16 protein-coding genes are annotated in these 15847 nt (G+C 64.1%); 5 read left to right on the forward strand and 11 right to left on the reverse strand.

The genetic code is table 11. From position 1 onward, the window contains the following. Positions 1–12: 12 nt before the first annotated feature. From IVB23_RS25275 to IVB23_RS25310, 8 genes are all read right to left on the reverse strand, one after another. Positions 13–1482: a CpaF family protein gene (locus IVB23_RS25275; RefSeq protein WP_061880985.1), complete on the reverse strand. Its 1470-nt coding sequence runs from the start codon at positions 1480–1482 to the stop codon at positions 13–15. 20 nt (positions 1483–1502) lie between these two features. After that, positions 1503–2771 carry an AAA family ATPase gene (locus IVB23_RS25280; RefSeq protein WP_061880984.1) on the reverse strand — a complete coding sequence of 423 codons (1269 nt, stop codon included), beginning with the start codon at positions 2769–2771 and terminating at the stop codon, positions 1503–1505. After that, a complete protein-coding gene (locus tag IVB23_RS25285) occupies positions 2768–3502 on the reverse strand; it encodes a CpaD family pilus assembly protein (RefSeq protein ID WP_061880983.1) in 735 nt (244 codons plus the stop codon). The genes IVB23_RS25280 and IVB23_RS25285 overlap by 4 nt, the downstream gene beginning before the upstream one ends. 20 nt (positions 3503–3522) lie before the next feature. Next, positions 3523–4986 (reverse strand): type II and III secretion system protein family protein, encoded by a 1464-nt coding sequence (locus IVB23_RS25290; protein WP_061881235.1) that lies wholly within the window; start codon positions 4984–4986, stop codon positions 3523–3525. An 11-nt stretch (positions 4987–4997) separates the two neighbouring features. Continuing rightward, positions 4998–5795 carry a Flp pilus assembly protein CpaB gene (cpaB, locus tag IVB23_RS25295; protein ID WP_061880982.1) on the reverse strand — a complete coding sequence of 266 codons (798 nt, stop codon included), beginning with the start codon at positions 5793–5795 and terminating at the stop codon, positions 4998–5000. Between the two features lie 127 nt (positions 5796–5922). Next, entirely contained in the window at positions 5923–6447 is a 525-nt protein-coding gene (locus IVB23_RS25300) for a prepilin peptidase (RefSeq protein ID WP_028177278.1), read from the reverse strand. A 120-nt stretch (positions 6448–6567) separates the two neighbouring features. Next, on the reverse strand, positions 6568–6708 hold the full coding sequence (locus tag IVB23_RS25305) for a hypothetical protein (RefSeq protein ID WP_162131595.1): 141 nt from the start codon (positions 6706–6708) through the stop codon (positions 6568–6570). A gap of 76 nt (positions 6709–6784) precedes the next feature. Next, positions 6785–6949: a Flp family type IVb pilin gene (locus tag IVB23_RS25310; protein WP_061880981.1), complete on the reverse strand. Its 165-nt coding sequence runs from the start codon at positions 6947–6949 to the stop codon at positions 6785–6787. 265 nt (positions 6950–7214) lie between these two features. Here IVB23_RS25310 and IVB23_RS25315 point away from each other — a divergent pair, with 265 nt between their 5' ends. After that, positions 7215–8042: a sterol desaturase family protein gene (locus IVB23_RS25315; protein ID WP_061880980.1), complete on the forward strand. Its 828-nt coding sequence runs from the start codon at positions 7215–7217 to the stop codon at positions 8040–8042. Between the two features lie 112 nt (positions 8043–8154). Continuing rightward, complete coding sequence (locus IVB23_RS25320) at positions 8155–8640, forward strand: pilus assembly protein N-terminal domain-containing protein (RefSeq protein ID WP_247800444.1); 486 nt, start codon at positions 8155–8157, stop codon at positions 8638–8640. A 168-nt stretch (positions 8641–8808) separates the two neighbouring features. Here the strand turns inward: IVB23_RS25320 and IVB23_RS25325 are convergent, their stop codons facing one another. The 3 genes from IVB23_RS25325 to IVB23_RS25335 all read right to left on the reverse strand — a co-directional run bounded on the left by IVB23_RS25325 (position 8809) and on the right by IVB23_RS25335 (position 11180). Beyond that, entirely contained in the window at positions 8809–9021 is a 213-nt protein-coding gene (locus tag IVB23_RS25325; RefSeq protein WP_014439634.1) for a cold-shock protein, read from the reverse strand. A 264-nt stretch (positions 9022–9285) separates the two neighbouring features. Next, entirely contained in the window at positions 9286–9573 is a 288-nt protein-coding gene (gene infA / locus IVB23_RS25330; protein WP_024340539.1) for a translation initiation factor IF-1, read from the reverse strand. A 23-nt stretch (positions 9574–9596) separates the two neighbouring features. Continuing rightward, positions 9597–11180, reverse strand: a complete 1584-nt coding sequence (locus IVB23_RS25335; protein WP_061880978.1) for a DEAD/DEAH box helicase — start codon at positions 11178–11180, stop codon at positions 9597–9599. A gap of 480 nt (positions 11181–11660) precedes the next feature. Here IVB23_RS25335 and urtA point away from each other — a divergent pair, with 480 nt between their 5' ends. The 3 genes from urtA (at position 11661) to urtC (ending at position 15846) form a co-directional block, all read left to right on the forward strand. Next, on the forward strand, positions 11661–12989 hold the full coding sequence (gene urtA / locus IVB23_RS25340; protein WP_028177273.1) for an urea ABC transporter substrate-binding protein: 1329 nt from the start codon (positions 11661–11663) through the stop codon (positions 12987–12989). Positions 12990–13072: 83 nt separating this feature from the next. Continuing rightward, positions 13073–14680 carry an urea ABC transporter permease subunit UrtB gene (gene urtB / locus IVB23_RS25345; protein WP_247800445.1) on the forward strand — a complete coding sequence of 536 codons (1608 nt, stop codon included), beginning with the start codon at positions 13073–13075 and terminating at the stop codon, positions 14678–14680. Further along, positions 14677–15846: an urea ABC transporter permease subunit UrtC gene (gene urtC, locus IVB23_RS25350; RefSeq protein ID WP_061880975.1), complete on the forward strand. Its 1170-nt coding sequence runs from the start codon at positions 14677–14679 to the stop codon at positions 15844–15846. The genes urtB and urtC overlap by 4 nt, the downstream gene beginning before the upstream one ends. Position 15847: the final 1 nt, after the last annotated feature.

A 15847-nucleotide genomic window follows, 5' to 3' on the forward strand; every position in this document is an offset into this window, starting at 1 on the left:
GTGCTGACCTGCTCACGTCTTCGGAGCGACTTCCGCTGCGTCGAGCGCAGCGGCAAGGCGCTTCTCCTCGCCGTAATAGCGGGCGCGTTCCCAGAACTTCGGACGGCCGATGCCGGTCGAGCGGTGCCGGCCGATGATCTTGCCGTTGGCGTCCTCTCCGACCATGTCGTAGAGGAAGATGTCCTGGGTGATGATGGTGTCACCTTCCATGCCCATCACCTCGGTGATGTGGGTGATGCGGCGCGAACCGTCGCGCAGGCGCGCGGCCTGGATGATGACGTCGATCGATGCGCAGATCATCTCGCGGATGGTTCGCGAGGGCAGGGAGAAGCCGCCCATCGTGATCATGGATTCGCAGCGCGACAGCGCCTCGCGCGGGTTGTTGGCATGCAGCGTGCCCATCGAGCCGTCATGGCCGGTGTTCATGGCCTGGAGCAGGTCGAACGCCTCGGGTCCGCGGACCTCGCCGACGATGATGCGTTCGGGCCGCATACGCAGGCAGTTGCGCACCAGTTCGCGCATGGTGACCTGGCCCTCGCCCTCGATGTTGGGCGGACGGGTCTCCAGCCGCACCACATGGGGCTGCTGGAGCTGGAGCTCGGCGGCGTCCTCGCAGGTGATGACGCGCTCGTCGTGCTCGATGTAATTGGTCAGACAGTTGAGCAGCGTCGTCTTGCCCGAGCCTGTACCGCCGGAGATCAGCACGTTGCAGCGGACGCGACCGATGATCTGGAGGATCTCGGCGCCCTCCGGCGAGATGGCGCCGAACTTGACGAGCTGATCCAGCGTCAGCTTGTCCTTCTTGAACTTGCGGATGGTGAGCGTCGGGCCGTCGATCGACAGCGGCGGCACGATGGCGTTGACGCGAGAACCGTCGGCGAGGCGCGCGTCGCAGATCGGCGAGGATTCGTCGACGCGCCGGCCGACCTGGCTGACAATGCGCTGGCAGATGTTGAGAAGCTGCTGGTTGTCTCGAAAGCGAATGCCGGTGCGCTGGATCTTGCCGCCGACCTCGATGTAGACGGTATTGGCACCATTGACCATGATGTCGGCGATGTCGTCGCGCGACAACAGCGGTTCGAGCGGGCCGTAGCCGAGGACGTCGTTGCAGATGTCGTCGAGCAGCTCTTCCTGCTCGGCGATCGACATCACGATGTTCTTGATCGCGATGATCTCGTTGACGATGTCGCGGATTTCCTCGCGCGCGGACTCCGAATCGAGCTTGGCGAGCTGGGCGAGGTCGATCGCCTCGATCAGTGCGCCGAAGATGGTCGCCTTGACCTCGTAGTAATTGTCCGAACGCCGGCTCTCCATGGCCGGAGGCGGCGCGACCTTGGCAGGGGCAAGCGGCGGCGAGGCGACGGCCGGCGGAGTTGGGGCGCGCGACATCGTCGGCGCCGGAGCCGGGGCAGGCTCGTGCGACACGGCGCCGGGCTTAGGCGCCCGAAAGTCGGTGTCTGTTCCGCTACGCTTACCGAACACTTAACAGCTCCATGCGGCGCTTATCTTCCCCGCAACTTCTCAATCAGAGGTGAAAGCAGGGACGACTTTTGTTTCTTGGTCTCGCTGCGGCCGGTCAGGCGTTGGGCGATCTGCAGGAACATCTCGATCGACTTGTGGTTGGCGGAGATCTCCGCGATCATCTGGCCGTTGTTGGCTGCCGAGCCGAAGATCTGCGGCTCGAACGGGATCGAGACGACCGGCTGGCTCTCGATCGCCTTGGCGAACTCCGTGGCGGCGATTTCGGGCCGTTTCGGTACGCCGACCTGGTTGAGGCAGTAGAGCGGCGGCCGGTCGTTGGGGCGTGCGGCCTTCAACAGATCGAACAGGTTCTTGGTATTACGCAGGTTGGCGAGGTCAGGCGCGGCCACGATCAGGATGTCGTCCGCTCCGATCAAGGCGCGCTTGGTCCAGCCCGCCCATTGATGCGGAACGTCGAGCACGATGCAGGGCATGGTGGAGCGCAGCGTGTCGAACACGGCGTCGAAAGCGTCGGTGCCGAAATCATAGACCCGGTCGAGCGTCGCAGGCGCCGCCAGCAGGCTGAGATGGTCGGTGCATTTCGACAGCAGTCGGTCGATGAAGGCAGTGTCGACGCGGTCGGGCGAGAACACGGCGTCGGCAATGCCCTGCGGCGGATCCTGGTTGTAGTCGAGCCCGGCGGTGCCGAAGGCGAGGTCGAGATCGGCGACGACGGCGTCCATCGCGAGGTCACGCGCGATCGCCCAGGCGACATTGTGGGAGATGGTGGAAGCCCCGACGCCACCCTTGGCGCCGACCACGGCGATGATGCGGCCGACCGCCTTGGCTTCCGGCGCCGAGAACAGGTTGCAGATCGAGCGTACGACGTCGATCGCGCCGACCGGCGCGAGCACGTAGTCGCTGACGCCGCGGCGAACCAGCTCGCGATAGAGCGTGACGTCGTTGATGCGGCCGATCACGACCACGCGGGTGCCGGCGTCGCAGACGGTGGCGAGCTGGTCGAGCCCGCTCAACAGATCGCTGCGGCCGTCGCTCTCGAGCACGATCACGTTCGGCGTGGGAGCCGAGCGATAGGCTTCGATCGCGGCCGCCATGCCGCCCATCTGGATCTTCAGGTGGGCCTTGCCGAGACGGCGATCCTCGCCGGCCGCCTGTACCGCGGCGGCAGTCTCAACGGTTTCGCAGAAGGCCTGGACCGAGACGCGCGGCGCAGGCGCAATATGCTCCTCCATCGGCGGAGGAGCGGCTTGCTGCTGCTCTTCTTGTGTCTGGCGCGCGTAGCTGATCATCTGCCGGTTTCGCTGAGTTTGGCCTTGTCGGCCTCGGGATAGGTCGTCGCCGTCGAGAGCCCTTTGCGATATTTCTCGAGACCGGTGATGCGCCGTGGCGTGTATGACGGAGTTTCGGGCCGCGGCTGCTCCAGATCCGATGGATTGTCGACCATGGCCGCGAGGTTGCGCTGATAGGCGCAACCATAATTGTAGTAGTCCTTGTTCTCGAACCAGCGCTTGTTCTTCATCGAGGGGCCGATGTCCTCAGGCCACAGGCCGCAGGGACCGGCGATCGCGGCGATCCTGGAATAGGTGAGCCGGATCGGCGGCAGGAAGCGCTTGTCCTCCGGCCGGTAGGGGTGAACGCTGACGCCGCGCGGCGGAATGCCAGCCGCCGCCAGCATCGCCTGGATCTCTCGCATCGTATCCGCGATCGGACGAGCGTTGGGCGTCTGGGACGGTACGTCGATGCGAATGGCGCCGGTGCCTTCGTGCAACCATGCCGATGCGACCCCCATCACGTCGGCGCGCTGGGCGGCGGTCAGTCCGCCGCGGGCATGGCCGACGAAGACGACGATCGAGCGATTTTGCTCCTCGATTGCGATCGGATGGCGCTGCTTGTAATCGTCGGGAATGGAGGCCGTGGCGACCTCGTCGTGCTGGCAGCCGCCGAGCGCGAGCGCCATGCCGACGAGCGCGCCACCGAGGCGGATGGCGCGTCTGCGAAGCTGGGGTGGTCTCGTGATCATCGTGAAGTCCCCGTTCCGCCTCAGTCGGTGATGAAGCCGTAGGTGCCGCGGTAGCTCTTGCCCGGCTCGGCCCGTCCGGGCACGCCGTAGAGCCGGTTGATATTGCCGATCAGCTGGGCCTGCGGATCCGCAGGCGGAGCGAAGCCGTCATCCGGCCGCGACAGGTCCTTCGGCGCCACCGCGCGAACGACATAGGGCGTCACGATCACGACCAGTTCGGTCGTGTTGTTGACGAAGTCGCGGCTGCGGAACAGCGTTCCCAGGATCGGGAGTTGCATCAGTCCCGGCAATCCGCTGATCGCCTGCTTGGTCTGCTGCTGGATCAGGCCGGCCATCGCCATCGCGCCGCCGGACGGAATTTCCAGCGAGGTCTCCGCGCGGCGGGTCCTGATCGAGGGCACCGTCAGCGAGTTCACCGTGGTCGATGTCACCGCCTGCGACAGCGTGATCGAATTCTCGTTCGACAGCTCCGAGACTTCCGTCATCACCCGCAGGCTGATTTTTCCTTCACTCAGCACCACGGGCGTGAAGTTCAGCGAGATGCCGAACTTCTTGAAGTTGATCTGCGTTGTACAGACGTGAGTGACGGGATCGCATGCATAGCCTGACGGCACCGGGAATTCACCGCCGGCGACGAACGTCGCCGATTCACCGGAGATTGCGGTCAGGTTCGGTTCGGCCAGCGTGCGGATCACGCCAGCGGTTTCCATCGCACGCAGGGTGGCCTGCACGGATGGCGTCGCGCCGAACTTCGTGGTCAGGTTGTTGCCGTCCACGAGGTTCTTGCCGAGAGCCGTGAACGGATTGGAGTTGGAGAAGCTCACCACCGACGTGCCGTAGTTGAGGTTGGCGGTCAGGTCGATGCCGAGCTGCTTGATGATGCTGCGCTGGACCTCGGCCACCGTCACCTTGAGCATGATCTGGTCGCGGCCGCGCACCACGATCGAGTTCACCACCTTGTCGGCGCCGCCGGCCAGGCGCGCGGCGAGCTCGTTGGCCTGCTGAGCTTCCATCGGGTTAGCAGCCGTTCCGGTCAGGACGATGCCGTCGCCGAGGCCATCGATCTGGATGTCTGAATTGGGCAGCACCTGCTTCAGCGCGGCCCGCACGCCGTTGAGATCACGCTTCACCGCGATGTCATAGGCCGCTATCTGCTGACCGGCCGAATCGAAGAACACGATGTTGGTCTGGCCCACCGCGGCGCCGATGATATAGGCGCGCTGCGCCGAGCGAACCACGGCATTGGCGATCTTGGGATCGGCGACAAGCACGTCCTTGATGTCGCGCGGCAGGTCGATCACGATGGACTTGCCGATGCCGAGCGAGAGGAAGCGCGCGTTGATCTGGCCGTCCGCCGCGGCCGGCGCCACGGGGCGGTAGTCGGCAGCGATCACCGGGTTGAACGCCAGCGCGAAGGCTGCCGAAAACGACAGGGCGCGGACCAGTGAGGTTCGTATCGTCGCCGAATCCGCCCTGCATTTCATATCGACTGTCTTCATCGTGCCTTAGCCGTCTGACTTGGAATGCCGTAGCGAATGATCGAAACGCCGTCTCGCTTCTGCGCGGAGTCGTCGAGCGTGATCTCGCTCAGCTTGACGTCGGCGATACTGCGCAGCGCCAGCGACAGCGTGCCGCTCTGCCGCGCCGCGGAGAGTGTTGCGGTCTGCGCTGGATTGAGCTCGAGGGTGACGGTCTTGCCGATCACCGCGTTCTGGCCGTCCTTCTCCTTGGGCGCCTGGTCGATGGCCAGGACGCGGATATTCGCCAGGATGATCTCGGACGTGACGAGGTCGGGGGCGCCGCTGCTCTCGTCCGGGTTCTTCAACCGGCGCGTGAGAAGCACGTCGACGCGATCGTTGGGCAGGATGAAGCCGCCCGCGCCGGTCTCCGGCGAGATCTCGGTCGAGATCGCCCGCATGCCGGTGGGCAGGATCGCCGCCATGAAGCCGGAGCCTTCGGCCTTGACCAGCTTCTGGTCGCGGATCGGCTCACCCTGAATGAAGGGCGCGCGCGCGATCGAGCCGGCCACCTGGGTCGCGCCGTCGGGGCGCTCGTTGCGTCGGATGAAGGTGGCGCTGGCGGTCGCGGTCGGCCAGGTCTGCCATTGCACGTCTTCCGGCTTCACGGTCTGGCCGAGGCCGATGTCGTTCTTGGCGACGAGGACGTCGACGGTCGGCAGTTGTGCGACCGGAAGCGGAGGCGGCGCAGAATTGTCGGTGCCGCTCGCCAGGTACGCGGCGACGCCGCCGGCGCAGATGGCGACCGTCAGGACGACAATGCGTGCCCTATTCATACGCTTCACTTTCCAACAATACGCGGCGACGCTGCCGCCGCCGTGATCGGCAGTTGACCAGCTATTCGTCAAAGCATGGTTAATGAGGCGTATCTAAATCGCCTTAACGCCGGGTTACCCGGTGCGTTCAGCGCAGTGCGAGGTGAGTGAGGTCGATCGCCTTCACCCATTCGGTCTCCGGGTAGACCATCAACGCGCTCAGGGCGAGCGCGATGCCGTAGGGAATGCCGCTCTCCTTGGCGTGCAGCCGTGCGAGCCAGGCCTGACCCGCCAGCCCGTAGGGCAGCGGCCATTGCCGGAACTGGAGCAGGAGCAGCGTCAGCGCGCCGCCGAACAGGGAGGCGTAGAGCAGGAAGTTCATCAGCTGCGCGAAGCCGAACCAGAGCGCGACGGAAGCCGCGACCTTGGCGTCGCCGCCGCCCACCCAGCCCATCGCGAAGCAGGTGAAGGCCACGACCAGGACGAGCGCTCCGGCGCCGACATGACTCATGATTTCGTAAGGTGCCATGCCACCAGCAAGGGCGAGCACGAAGAAGCCTGCGACCAGCGCCAGCGACACGCGGTTCGAGATCGTCATCGTGAAGAGATCGCTCGCGGCAGCGAATGCCATCAGGGCCGGGAAGAGCAGAAGGCGCGCAAGGTCGAGGATCATGGGCTGCGTCTTGAGGCCTGGGTTGGCCGCGGGAGCTGGCGTCGCCGGATGCTAGCGCGTAGTGCTAAACAAACCGACAACGGCGACAGGGGCGTGCGGCCAAGGCCGCCGAATGCGTTTTCACCAGAAGCTGGCAATGCGTGCGGCGAGCGCGACCGTCGCAAGCAGCAGCGCAAGGCAGATCCAATAGGCCGGCGAGCCGGCTTGAGCCGCCCCCACCTCTTTCGCCGCGACCGCGGCATCGGTTCTGAACTTGTACAACGCCACTGGAACTTGCCGTCTTCAAAAAAGCAAAGGCCCCGGAGGCCCGGGGCTTTTGTTGTCGATCGTCGGTTGCCTACTTCAGCGACGTGCTGATCGAGGTGAACTTGCCGTTCAGCGCGGTGCCGAGACTGTTGACGACGGTGATGATGGCCAGCGCGATGCCGGCGGCGATCAGACCGTATTCGATGGCGGTGGCGCCGGATTCATCCTTCGCGAAACGCGCGATCAAGTTCTTCATGAACAAACTCCGTCTGGGTGAAATCGCCTCGTTCGGCGCTGTCTGCGGCGAAGACCATGAGAGCCGAGCTCTTTCGGTAAAGTTAAATCGATCGCATAAACCAAGGTCCGGCGCGAAGCTTTCGCGCAGAGTGAATTTCGCCTTAAGACGGCAGCCGCGATGCATTCCGGTTCCCGGTGCATCGGCAGCGCGGTGCCTGCTTCACGCTCCCTTAAATTTCGCGGAGTACGCCTAGGCAGGACTGGAATTCGCAAGAGAGGCGACGATGTCGAGCCTGCCCATGCAAGTCGCCCTGATGCTCGGCGAGACCATCGTCAAGGTGATCCCCGTCACCTTCGTACTCGCGGCCGTCTTCACCGTGCTGGAGCATTTCTGGGCCTGCAATCCCGGCGCGCCGTGGTGGCGCAAGCGGGAGATCATCACCGACATCTGCTACTGGTTCTTCGTCCCGGTGTTCGCCCGCACCATGCGGATCGGGCTTCTGATCGTCGGCGCCAGCGTCGTCTTCAACATCCACGACGCCGACGAGCTCATTGCTTTCTACGACAATGGCCATGGTCCGCTGTCGCAGCTGCCGCTGTGGGTCCAGGCCCTGCTGTTCCTGGTGCTGTCCGATTTCATGCTGTACTGGCTGCACCGGCTTTTCCACGACGGCGGCTTCTGGAAGTACCACGCCGTCCATCATTCGTCGGAGGAGATCGGCTGGATCTCCGCGGCCCGCTTCCATCCCGTCAATCTCTTGCTCGGGACGATCAGCGTCGACGTCGTGCTGCTGATGGCCGGTATCTCCCCCAACGTCATGATCTGGGTCGGCCCGTTCACCACCTTCCATTCGGCCTTCGTGCACGCCAACCTGAACTGGACCTTCGGACCGTTCAAATACGTGCTGGCGACGCCGGTATTCCACCGTTGGCACCACACCTCCCTCGAAGAGGGCGGCGACACCAATTTCGCGGGAACGTTTCCGATCTGGGACGTGCTGTTCGGCACCTTCCGCATGCCGGAGGGGAAGCTGCCGCAGGACTACGGCAAGGACGAAGCGACCATGCCGAAGGAGATCTGGGGCCAACTCTCCTATCCGTTCAAACAATAGCCGGCGAGTTTGCGGAACGTTCATGAATTAAAGGCAGGTTGGCCGGGTCGGGCGCCGGCTCCGCTGTTATCTGGTCGCTTCTGCCGGTTTGTGACGTCCCGGGGGTAAGAGTATGCGTAAGGAATTGCTGCGCCGTCATGCGCGCGTGTGTCTTCTGGTTGCCGCTGCGGTGCTGGCATGGCCGGCCGCCGGCCTTGCCGAGTCCACCGCCGATACGATCGCCGTCAATGTCGATCAGGCCAAGCTGGTACGGCTGCCCGGCAAGGTGGCAACCATCGTGGTCGGCAATCCCCTGATCGCCGACGTCACGCTCCAGCCGGGCGGCATGATCGTCGTGACCGGAAAGGGCTATGGTGCCACCAACTTCATCGCGCTCGACCGGGGCGGCGAGATCCTGGTCGACCGCCAGATCCAGGTTGAAGGTCCGAGCGACCGGCTCGTCACCGTCTATCGTGGGATCGAGCGCGAGTCCTACAGCTGCGTACCGCTTTGCCAGCGTCGCGTGACGCTCGGCGACAGCGACGCCTACTTCAACAACACGATGAGCCAGGCTGGTTCGCTGAACAGCAGTGCCAGCGGCAGCACCAAACCCAACTAAGGCGCGACGCGATCAGGATGAATGGTCGGCGCGCTCTAGGTTATTGTTCGAGCATGTTCTTCTCGGGAAAGCGCTGCACACTTTTCCGGATCATGCCGTAGAATAAAAAAGGCCGTGCGCGACGCACGGCCTTCTTGTTTCCTCGATCGGGCCAAGAGCCCGGTGGGCTCAGCCCGCGGCGCGGAGGTTGTCCGCCGCCGACTTGCCGGAGCGGCGGTCGGCCACGATCTCGTAGGAGATCTTCTGGCCTTCGCGCAGCGAGCCGAGACCGGCGCGCTCCACGGCGCTGATGTGAACGAACACGTCCTGGCCGCCGTCGTCGGGCTGGATGAATCCGAAGCCCTTGGTCGCGTTAAACCACTTCACGGTTCCCATGCTCATGGGTAGTTCCTTCTCAGATACACAATGTCGGAGCCCGCTCGCGCGGGCAGGTTTAGATCGAATTTCTGGAAGGGTCGTCAGGGTGTCTGAACCGGCTGTACCGGTGGATGCCAATGTCGTCCGGCCGAAAATCGATTAATTCATTTTATCAGAAACAGGGATTCGAGACAATCGGGACGCGCACGATTTTTTGATCCGCCGTGCTGCCAACGGCGGATCAAGATCCAAGTCGGGTTTTATCTCGCGCGTGCGCGCCCCAGCCGATCAGCGGCGGCGGAACTGGCCGCCGCGCTGGCCGGGACGGGGCGGTCCGCCCGCCGTGCTGGGACGTTCGTCCTTGTGGCGGAAAATGAGCCGGCCCTTCTCCAGGTCGTACGGCGACATCTCCACCGTCACGCGGTCGCCTGCGAGCGTTTTGATGCGGTTCTTCTTCATCTTGCCGGCGGTATAGGCAACGATCTCGTGTCCGGCGTCGAGTTGTACGCGGTAACGGGCGTCGGGGAGGATTTCGGTGACCAGTCCTTCGAACTGGATCAGCTCTTCCTTAGCCATGAATTTCTCCAGGTCGTGGACGGCTAGTGCGAATAGGGTTTGCGGTTCGGTTGGCTGTTTGGCCGACTCTCGCGGCGCAAAAAGGCAACGCCTTGTATCCCATCAGGCGTCCCGGCGCTATGCGCGGAACGTTGTTCCGGACGGTCGACCGGCGATGCATGCATCTTACCACCGGAGCGGCGGCGCCGAGAACCCTTCGAAGCATTCGGGCCATTGCCGGGTCGTCCGTCAGCATGCCTCGCCTCGGCGTGCCGTCCTTCACCGTGCCTTCCGTCACTTTGCTTGCCGGCACCATGGTGACGTCCGTCGGCATGTCTTTCGTCAGCACGCCGCCCGTCACCGTGCCGCGTCCCTTGCGGGCGTTGGCCCGGGCGGCCACCCGGCCGGCCCTGCCGTTGCTGCGACGGGGCGGGGCCGGCATCGCGGCGCCCGGCGTCGGTGCGGTGGTCCTCGCGCGGCAGCGCGACGCGGATCAGCCGTTCGATGTCGCGGAGATAGCTGAGCTCCTCGCCCCCTGCGACCAGCGAGATCGCGGTGCCGTCGGCGCCGGCGCGGGCGGTGCGGCCGATGCGGTGGACGTAGGTCTCGGGGACGTTGGGCAGGTCGAAATTGATCACGTGGGTGATGCCGTCGACGTCGATGCCGCGGGCGGCGATGTCGGTCGCCACCAGGGTGCGGATCTCGCCGGAGCGGAACTGGGCGAGCGTCCGCTCGCGATGGTTCTGGGACTTGTTCCCGTGGATGGCGCTCGCGGCAATGCCGGCCTTTTCAAGGGTCTTCACCACCTTGTCGGCGCCGTGCTTGGTGCGGGTGAAAACCAGTGCGCGGTTGATCGGCTCGTCCTTCAGGAGCTTGGTCAGGAAGGCGGGCTTGGAAGAGAAGTCGACCTGGATGATGCGCTGGTTGATCCGCTCGGCGGTCGAGGAGACCGGGGTCACCGCGACGCGGGCCGGATCGCGCAGCATGGCGTCGGCGAGCTCGGCGATGTCCTTGGGCATGGTGGCCGAGAAGAACAGCGTCTGCCGCTTGATCGGCAGCTTGGCGACGATTTTGCGGATGTCGTTGATGAACCCCATGTCGAGCATGCGGTCCGCTTCGTCGAGCACGAGGAACTCGACGCTTCCAAGCTTCAGCCCGTTGCTCTGCACGAGGTCGAGCAGGCGGCCTGGAGTGGCAACCAGAACGTCGACGCCCTGCATCAGGGCGCGGACCTGACGGCCCATCGGCACGCCGCCGATGGCGAGGGTCGACGCCAGCCGCAGGTGACGGCCATAGGCGTTGAAGCTGTCCAGGATCTGGCCGGACAGCTCGCGGGTCGGAGAGAGCACGAGGACGCGACAGGTCTTGGGCTGCGGCTTGATGCGGTTCTCGAGCAACCGGTGGAGGATCGGAAGCGCGAAGGACGCGGTCTTGCCGGTTCCGGTCTGGGCGATACCGACGACGTCGCGGCCGGTCAGCGCTAGCGGAATGGTCTGGGCCTGGATCGGGGTGGGGGTGACGTAATTCTCTTCACGAAGAGCGCGCGCGATGGGTTCGGCGAGGCCGAAATCCTGAAACGAAGTCAAAAGAGGGGTTCTTTCCATGTCAAAAGCGAGCGCCCGGCGCATTCGGCGCGGCGCGCGCAAAAAGGTGTCGAGAAGACACCTGCGTGTTTGGGGTGTCGGATGGGCTTGGGAGATGTGGGGCAAGCCAGACGCCCGTATGGGCTTAAGAACACGCGGCTCGCTATGACCTCTTGATTCGCAAGAGGTCTCGGGTGGTCATATGGAACATTGAAGGGGCGCTTTCAAGGCAGGCGCGCCTGAAATAGCGATTGCGGTGCAAAAATAGTGATGCCGGAAATTTAGCCAGAACTGGCGATTTGCCCATAAAATAAACTGCATGCCGCTTTCGCACACATTTCGGACGCCTAGAATTTAGTCAGTCTGACTATGGCCAAACTTCGATTTCGGCCGATTCTATAAGCGACATCAAAGCGTTGATGGGTGCTCAGCCCATGGCATGGTTCTTGCGATTCCGTTAATCGCAGGCGGCCGTGGGGCCGTTTCGCAGCATTTTCACGTCTGCGTCAGGGAGATGAGACACTCATGTTTAGCAAATCCACTCACGATATAGCGGCTTCATTTAGCCGCCGTGGCGTGCTCGCCGCGACCGCCGGACTGGTGCTTGGTCTGGCTTCATTGACTGGCGCGAAGGCCGCGGACGACACCATCAAGGTCGGCGTGCTCCACTCCCTGTCCGGCACCATGGCCATCAGCGAAACCACGCTGAAGGATACCATCCTCTTCCTGATCGATGAGCAGAACAAGAAGGGCGGCGTGCTCGGCAAGAAGCTGGAAGCCGTCGTCGTCGACCCCGCTTCGAACTGGCCGCTGTTCGCCGAAAAGGCGCGCGAGCTGATCACCAAGGACAAGGTCTCGGTCGTGTTCGGCTGCTGGACCTCGGTGTCGCGCAAGTCGGTGCTGCCGGTCTTCAAGGAGCTGAACAACATCCTGTTCTACCCCGTGCAGTACGAGGGTGAGGAGAGCGAGCGCAACGTGTTCTACACGGGTGCGGCACCGAACCAGCAGGCGATCCCGGCCGTCGACTATCTGATGAAGGAAGAGAAGGTGAAGCGCTGGGTGCTCGCGGGCACCGACTACGTTTATCCGCGCACGACCAACAAGATCCTGGAAGCCTATCTGAAGTCGAAGGGTGTCGCCCAGGAAGACATCATGATCAACTACACGCCGTTCGGTCACTCCGACTGGCAGACGATCGTGGCCGACATCAAAAAGTTCGGCTCGGCCGGCAAGAAGACCGCGGTGGTCTCGACCATCAATGGTGACGCCAACGTTCCCTTCTACAAGGAGCTCGGCAACCAGGGCATCAAGGCAAAGGACATCCCGGTCGTCGCGTTCTCCGTGGGTGAGGAAGAGCTCGCCGGCATCGACACCAAACCGCTGGTCGGTCATCTCGCTGCCTGGAACTACTTCGAGTCGATCAAGACCAAGGACGGGTCGAACGAGAAGTTCATCAAGGACTGGCAGGCCTACACCAAGAACCCCAAGCGCGTGACCAACGACCCGATGGAAGCGCACGTGATCGGCTTCAACATGTGGGTAAAGGCGGTCGAGAAGGTGAAGTCGACCGATCCGGACAAGGTGATCGACGCGCTTCCCGGCATCGAGGCGCCGAACCTGACCGGCGGCGTGTCGAAGATGCTGCCGAACCACCACATCACCAAGCCGGTGTTCATCGGCGAGATCAAGGCGAACGGCCAGTTCGACGTGGTCTGGAAGACGCCGGGCCTCGTCGCGGGCGATGCCTGGTCGAAGGAGCTGGAAGGCTCCAAGGACCTGATCGGCGACTGGGTCGGCAAGAAGTGCGGCAACTTCAACACCAAGACCAACAAGTGTCTCGGTTCGGGCTCCTGATCCGGATCTGACGTCCATTGCAAGATCGGAGAGGGCGGCGATCCCGCCGCCTTCTCCATTCATTTCTGCCGGGGTCATTCACAGTGCCAGCCCATTTGTCCGCCCGTCTCTGTTCGCTTGCACTCTCGTTGTTTCTGATCGCGTTCGCGTTGCCGGCCTTCGCCGGGCCGTTCGAGGATGCGGTCGCCAAATTCGCCAATGACGATTTTTCCGACACGGAGGAGGCGATCGGCGTGGTCGCGGGCAGCGGCAACCCGTTGGCTTTCCCCATCATCAGCGCGCTCCAGGATGGCCGTCTCATGGCCGATCCAGACAGCAAGAAGGTTTACGTTACCGGCGCCGACGGCAAGTCGATCGACGCCGCGACGGGCGCAGCCGTCGCCAGCGTTCCCGACAGTGCGAGCGCGGTCCGCCTCAACAACCGCCTGCGCCGCAGCGTCGATGCCGCGCTCGGCGGCCTGACGCTTCAGTCGCCGGACGTCGGAACGCGGCTGCAGGCCGCGCAGTCCGTCTTCAAGTCGCATGAGGAGACCGCGCTCGAGGCGGTCGATGCGGCGCTTGCCAAGGAAACCAACGGATCCGTCAAGACCGCGCTCGGCGAGGCCCGCGCCGCGATCCTGCTGTTCAAGTCCGACGCCACCGAGGTCGAGAAGCTCGAGGCCGTCGCCACCCTCAAGGCGCGCGGCGACCAAGACGCGCTGGCGCTGCTGACCGGCATGGGCGACCAGCCGGCGTCGGTAACCAAGGCCGCCGCGAGCGCGATCGGCTCGATCCAGAGCTCGCTGGCGGTCTGGTCCATGGTGCAGAACGCCTGGTACGGCCTCTCGCTCGGCTCGGTGCTGCTGCTCGCGGCGATCGGACTCGCCATCACCTTCGGCGTGATGGGCGTCATCAACATGGCGCATGGCGAGATGGTGATGATCGGGGCCTACACCACCTTCGTGGTGCAGGAGGTGATCCGCACCCGCTATCCCGGCCTGTTCGACTATTCGCTCTTGATCGCCGTGCCGCTCGCCTTCCTCGTCGCCGGCGCCATCGGCGTCTTGATCGAGCGCAGCATCATCCGCTTCCTCTATGGCCGGCCGCTGGAGACGCTGCTGGCGACCTGGGGCCTGTCGCTCGTGCTGCAGCAGGCGGTGCGAACGATGTTCGGTCCGACCAACCGCGAGGTCGGCAACCCCTCCTGGATGAGCGGCGCGTTCGAGCTCGGCCAGATCACCATCACCTATAACCGGCTCTGGATCCTCGTCTTCACGCTTGCCGTGTTCATGATCCTGCTCGCGATGCTGCGCTACACGGCGCTCGGCCTCGAGATGCGCGCAGTGACGCAGAACCGCCGCATGGCGGCCTCGATGGGCATTGCCACCTCGCGCGTCGATGCACTGACCTTCGGCCTCGGTTCGGGCATCGCCGGCATCGCCGGCGTGGCGCTGTCGCAGATCGACAATGTCAGCCCCAACCTCGGCCAGAGCTACATCATCGACAGCTTCATGGTCGTGGTGTTCGGTGGCGTCGGCAATCTCTGGGGCACGCTGGTCGGCGCCTTCACGCTCGGCATCGCCAACAAGTTCCTGGAGCCGGTCGCCGGCGCCGTGCTCGGCAAGATCGCGATCCTGGTCCTCATCATCCTGTTCATTCAAAAGCGGCCGCGCGGCCTGTTCGCGCTCAAGGGCCGCGCGGTGGAAGCATGACCCCTCACATGCTGACGCGATCGCTGGACCGCAGCGCGACGATCTTCCTCGCCGTCGTCGCGGCCTGCGGCATCCTCATCCCGCTCTCCAACCTGCTGCTGCCTGCAGGCTCGTTCCTGCAAGTGCCGACCTATCTCGTCGCGCTCTGGGGCAAATATGTCTGCTACGCCATTCTGGCGCTCTCGATCGACCTGATCTGGGGCTATTGCGGCATCCTCTCGCTCGGTCACGGCGCCTTCTTCGCGCTCGGTGGCTACGCCATGGGCATGTACCTGATGCGGCAGATCGGCACCCGCGGCGTCTACGGCAATCCGGTCCTGCCCGATTTCATGGTGTTCCTGAACTGGGAGAAGCTGCCGTGGTACTGGTACGGCTTCGACATGTTCTGGTTCGCCGCGCTGATGGTGCTGGTCGTGCCCGGCCTGCTCGCCTTCTGCTTCGGCTGGCTCGCGTTCCGCTCCCGCGTCACCGGCGTGTACCTGTCGATCATCACGCAGGCGATGACCTATGCGCTGCTGCTTGCCTTCTTCCGCAACGACTTCGGCTTCGGCGGCAATAACGGCCTCACCGATTTCAAGGACATTCTGGGCTTCAACGTGCAGGCGGAGGGCACACGTGCCGCGCTGTTCGCGCTGAGCTGCCTGGCGCTGATCGTAGGTTTCCTGATCTGCCGCGCCATCGTCTCGTCCAAGCTCGGCAAGGTGCTGATCGCGGTGCGCGACGCGGAATCGCGGACGCGCTTCCTGGGCTACCGCGTCGAATCCTACAAGCTGTTCGTGTTCACGGTTTCGGCCTGCATGGCCGGCGTCGCCGGCGCGCTCTACGTGCCGCAGGTCGGCATCATCAATCCGAGCGAGTTCGCTCCGGGTAACTCGATCGAGGCGGTGATCTGGGTCGCGGTCGGCGGCCGCGGCACGCTGGTCGGTGCCGCGCTGGGCGCCGTCGTCGTCAACTATGCAAAAACGTTCTTCACGTCCGGCATGCTGGCGCCGTACTGGCTGTTCATGCTGGGGGCGCTGTTCATCCTGGTGACGCTGCTGCTGCCCAAGGGCATCGTCGGCACCTTCAACGCCTGGTGGGACTCGTCGAAGGAAAAGCGCACCGCCGCGGCCTCCGTGAGCGCGGCGGCCGAGGACGGTGTCACCGAACCCAAGATGGCGGAGTAGC

Source organism: Bradyrhizobium sp. 191, from assembly GCF_023100985.1.
Taxonomy (GTDB): domain Bacteria; phylum Pseudomonadota; class Alphaproteobacteria; order Rhizobiales; family Xanthobacteraceae; genus Bradyrhizobium; species Bradyrhizobium diversitatis.

Bases quoted from the DNA above. Each gene is read 5' to 3' on its own strand.
- IVB23_RS25280 (WP_061880984.1), bottom strand. From the start codon at position 2,771: ATGATCAGCTACGCGCGCCAGACACAAGAAGAGCAGCAGCAAGCCGCT.
- IVB23_RS25285 (WP_061880983.1), bottom strand. From the start codon at position 3,502: ATGATCACGAGACCACCCCAGCTTCGCAGACGCGCCATCCGCCTCGGT.
- IVB23_RS25290 (WP_061881235.1), bottom strand. From the start codon at position 4,986: ATGAAATGCAGGGCGGATTCGGCGACGATACGAACCTCACTGGTCCGC.
- cpaB (WP_061880982.1), bottom strand. From the start codon at position 5,795: ATGAATAGGGCACGCATTGTCGTCCTGACGGTCGCCATCTGCGCCGGC.
- IVB23_RS25300 (WP_028177278.1), bottom strand. From the start codon at position 6,447: ATGATCCTCGACCTTGCGCGCCTTCTGCTCTTCCCGGCCCTGATGGCA.
- IVB23_RS25310 (WP_061880981.1), bottom strand. From the start codon at position 6,949: ATGAAGAACTTGATCGCGCGTTTCGCGAAGGATGAATCCGGCGCCACC.
- IVB23_RS25315 (WP_061880980.1), top strand. From the start codon at position 7,215: ATGTCGAGCCTGCCCATGCAAGTCGCCCTGATGCTCGGCGAGACCATC.
- IVB23_RS25320 (WP_247800444.1), top strand. From the start codon at position 8,155: ATGCGTAAGGAATTGCTGCGCCGTCATGCGCGCGTGTGTCTTCTGGTT.
- IVB23_RS25325 (WP_014439634.1), bottom strand. From the start codon at position 9,021: ATGAGCATGGGAACCGTGAAGTGGTTTAACGCGACCAAGGGCTTCGGA.
- infA (WP_024340539.1), bottom strand. From the start codon at position 9,573: ATGGCTAAGGAAGAGCTGATCCAGTTCGAAGGACTGGTCACCGAAATC.
- IVB23_RS25335 (WP_061880978.1), bottom strand. From the start codon at position 11,180: ATGCGCCGGGCGCTCGCTTTTGACATGGAAAGAACCCCTCTTTTGACT.
- urtA (WP_028177273.1), top strand. From the start codon at position 11,661: ATGTTTAGCAAATCCACTCACGATATAGCGGCTTCATTTAGCCGCCGT.
- urtC (WP_061880975.1), top strand. From the start codon at position 14,677: ATGACCCCTCACATGCTGACGCGATCGCTGGACCGCAGCGCGACGATC.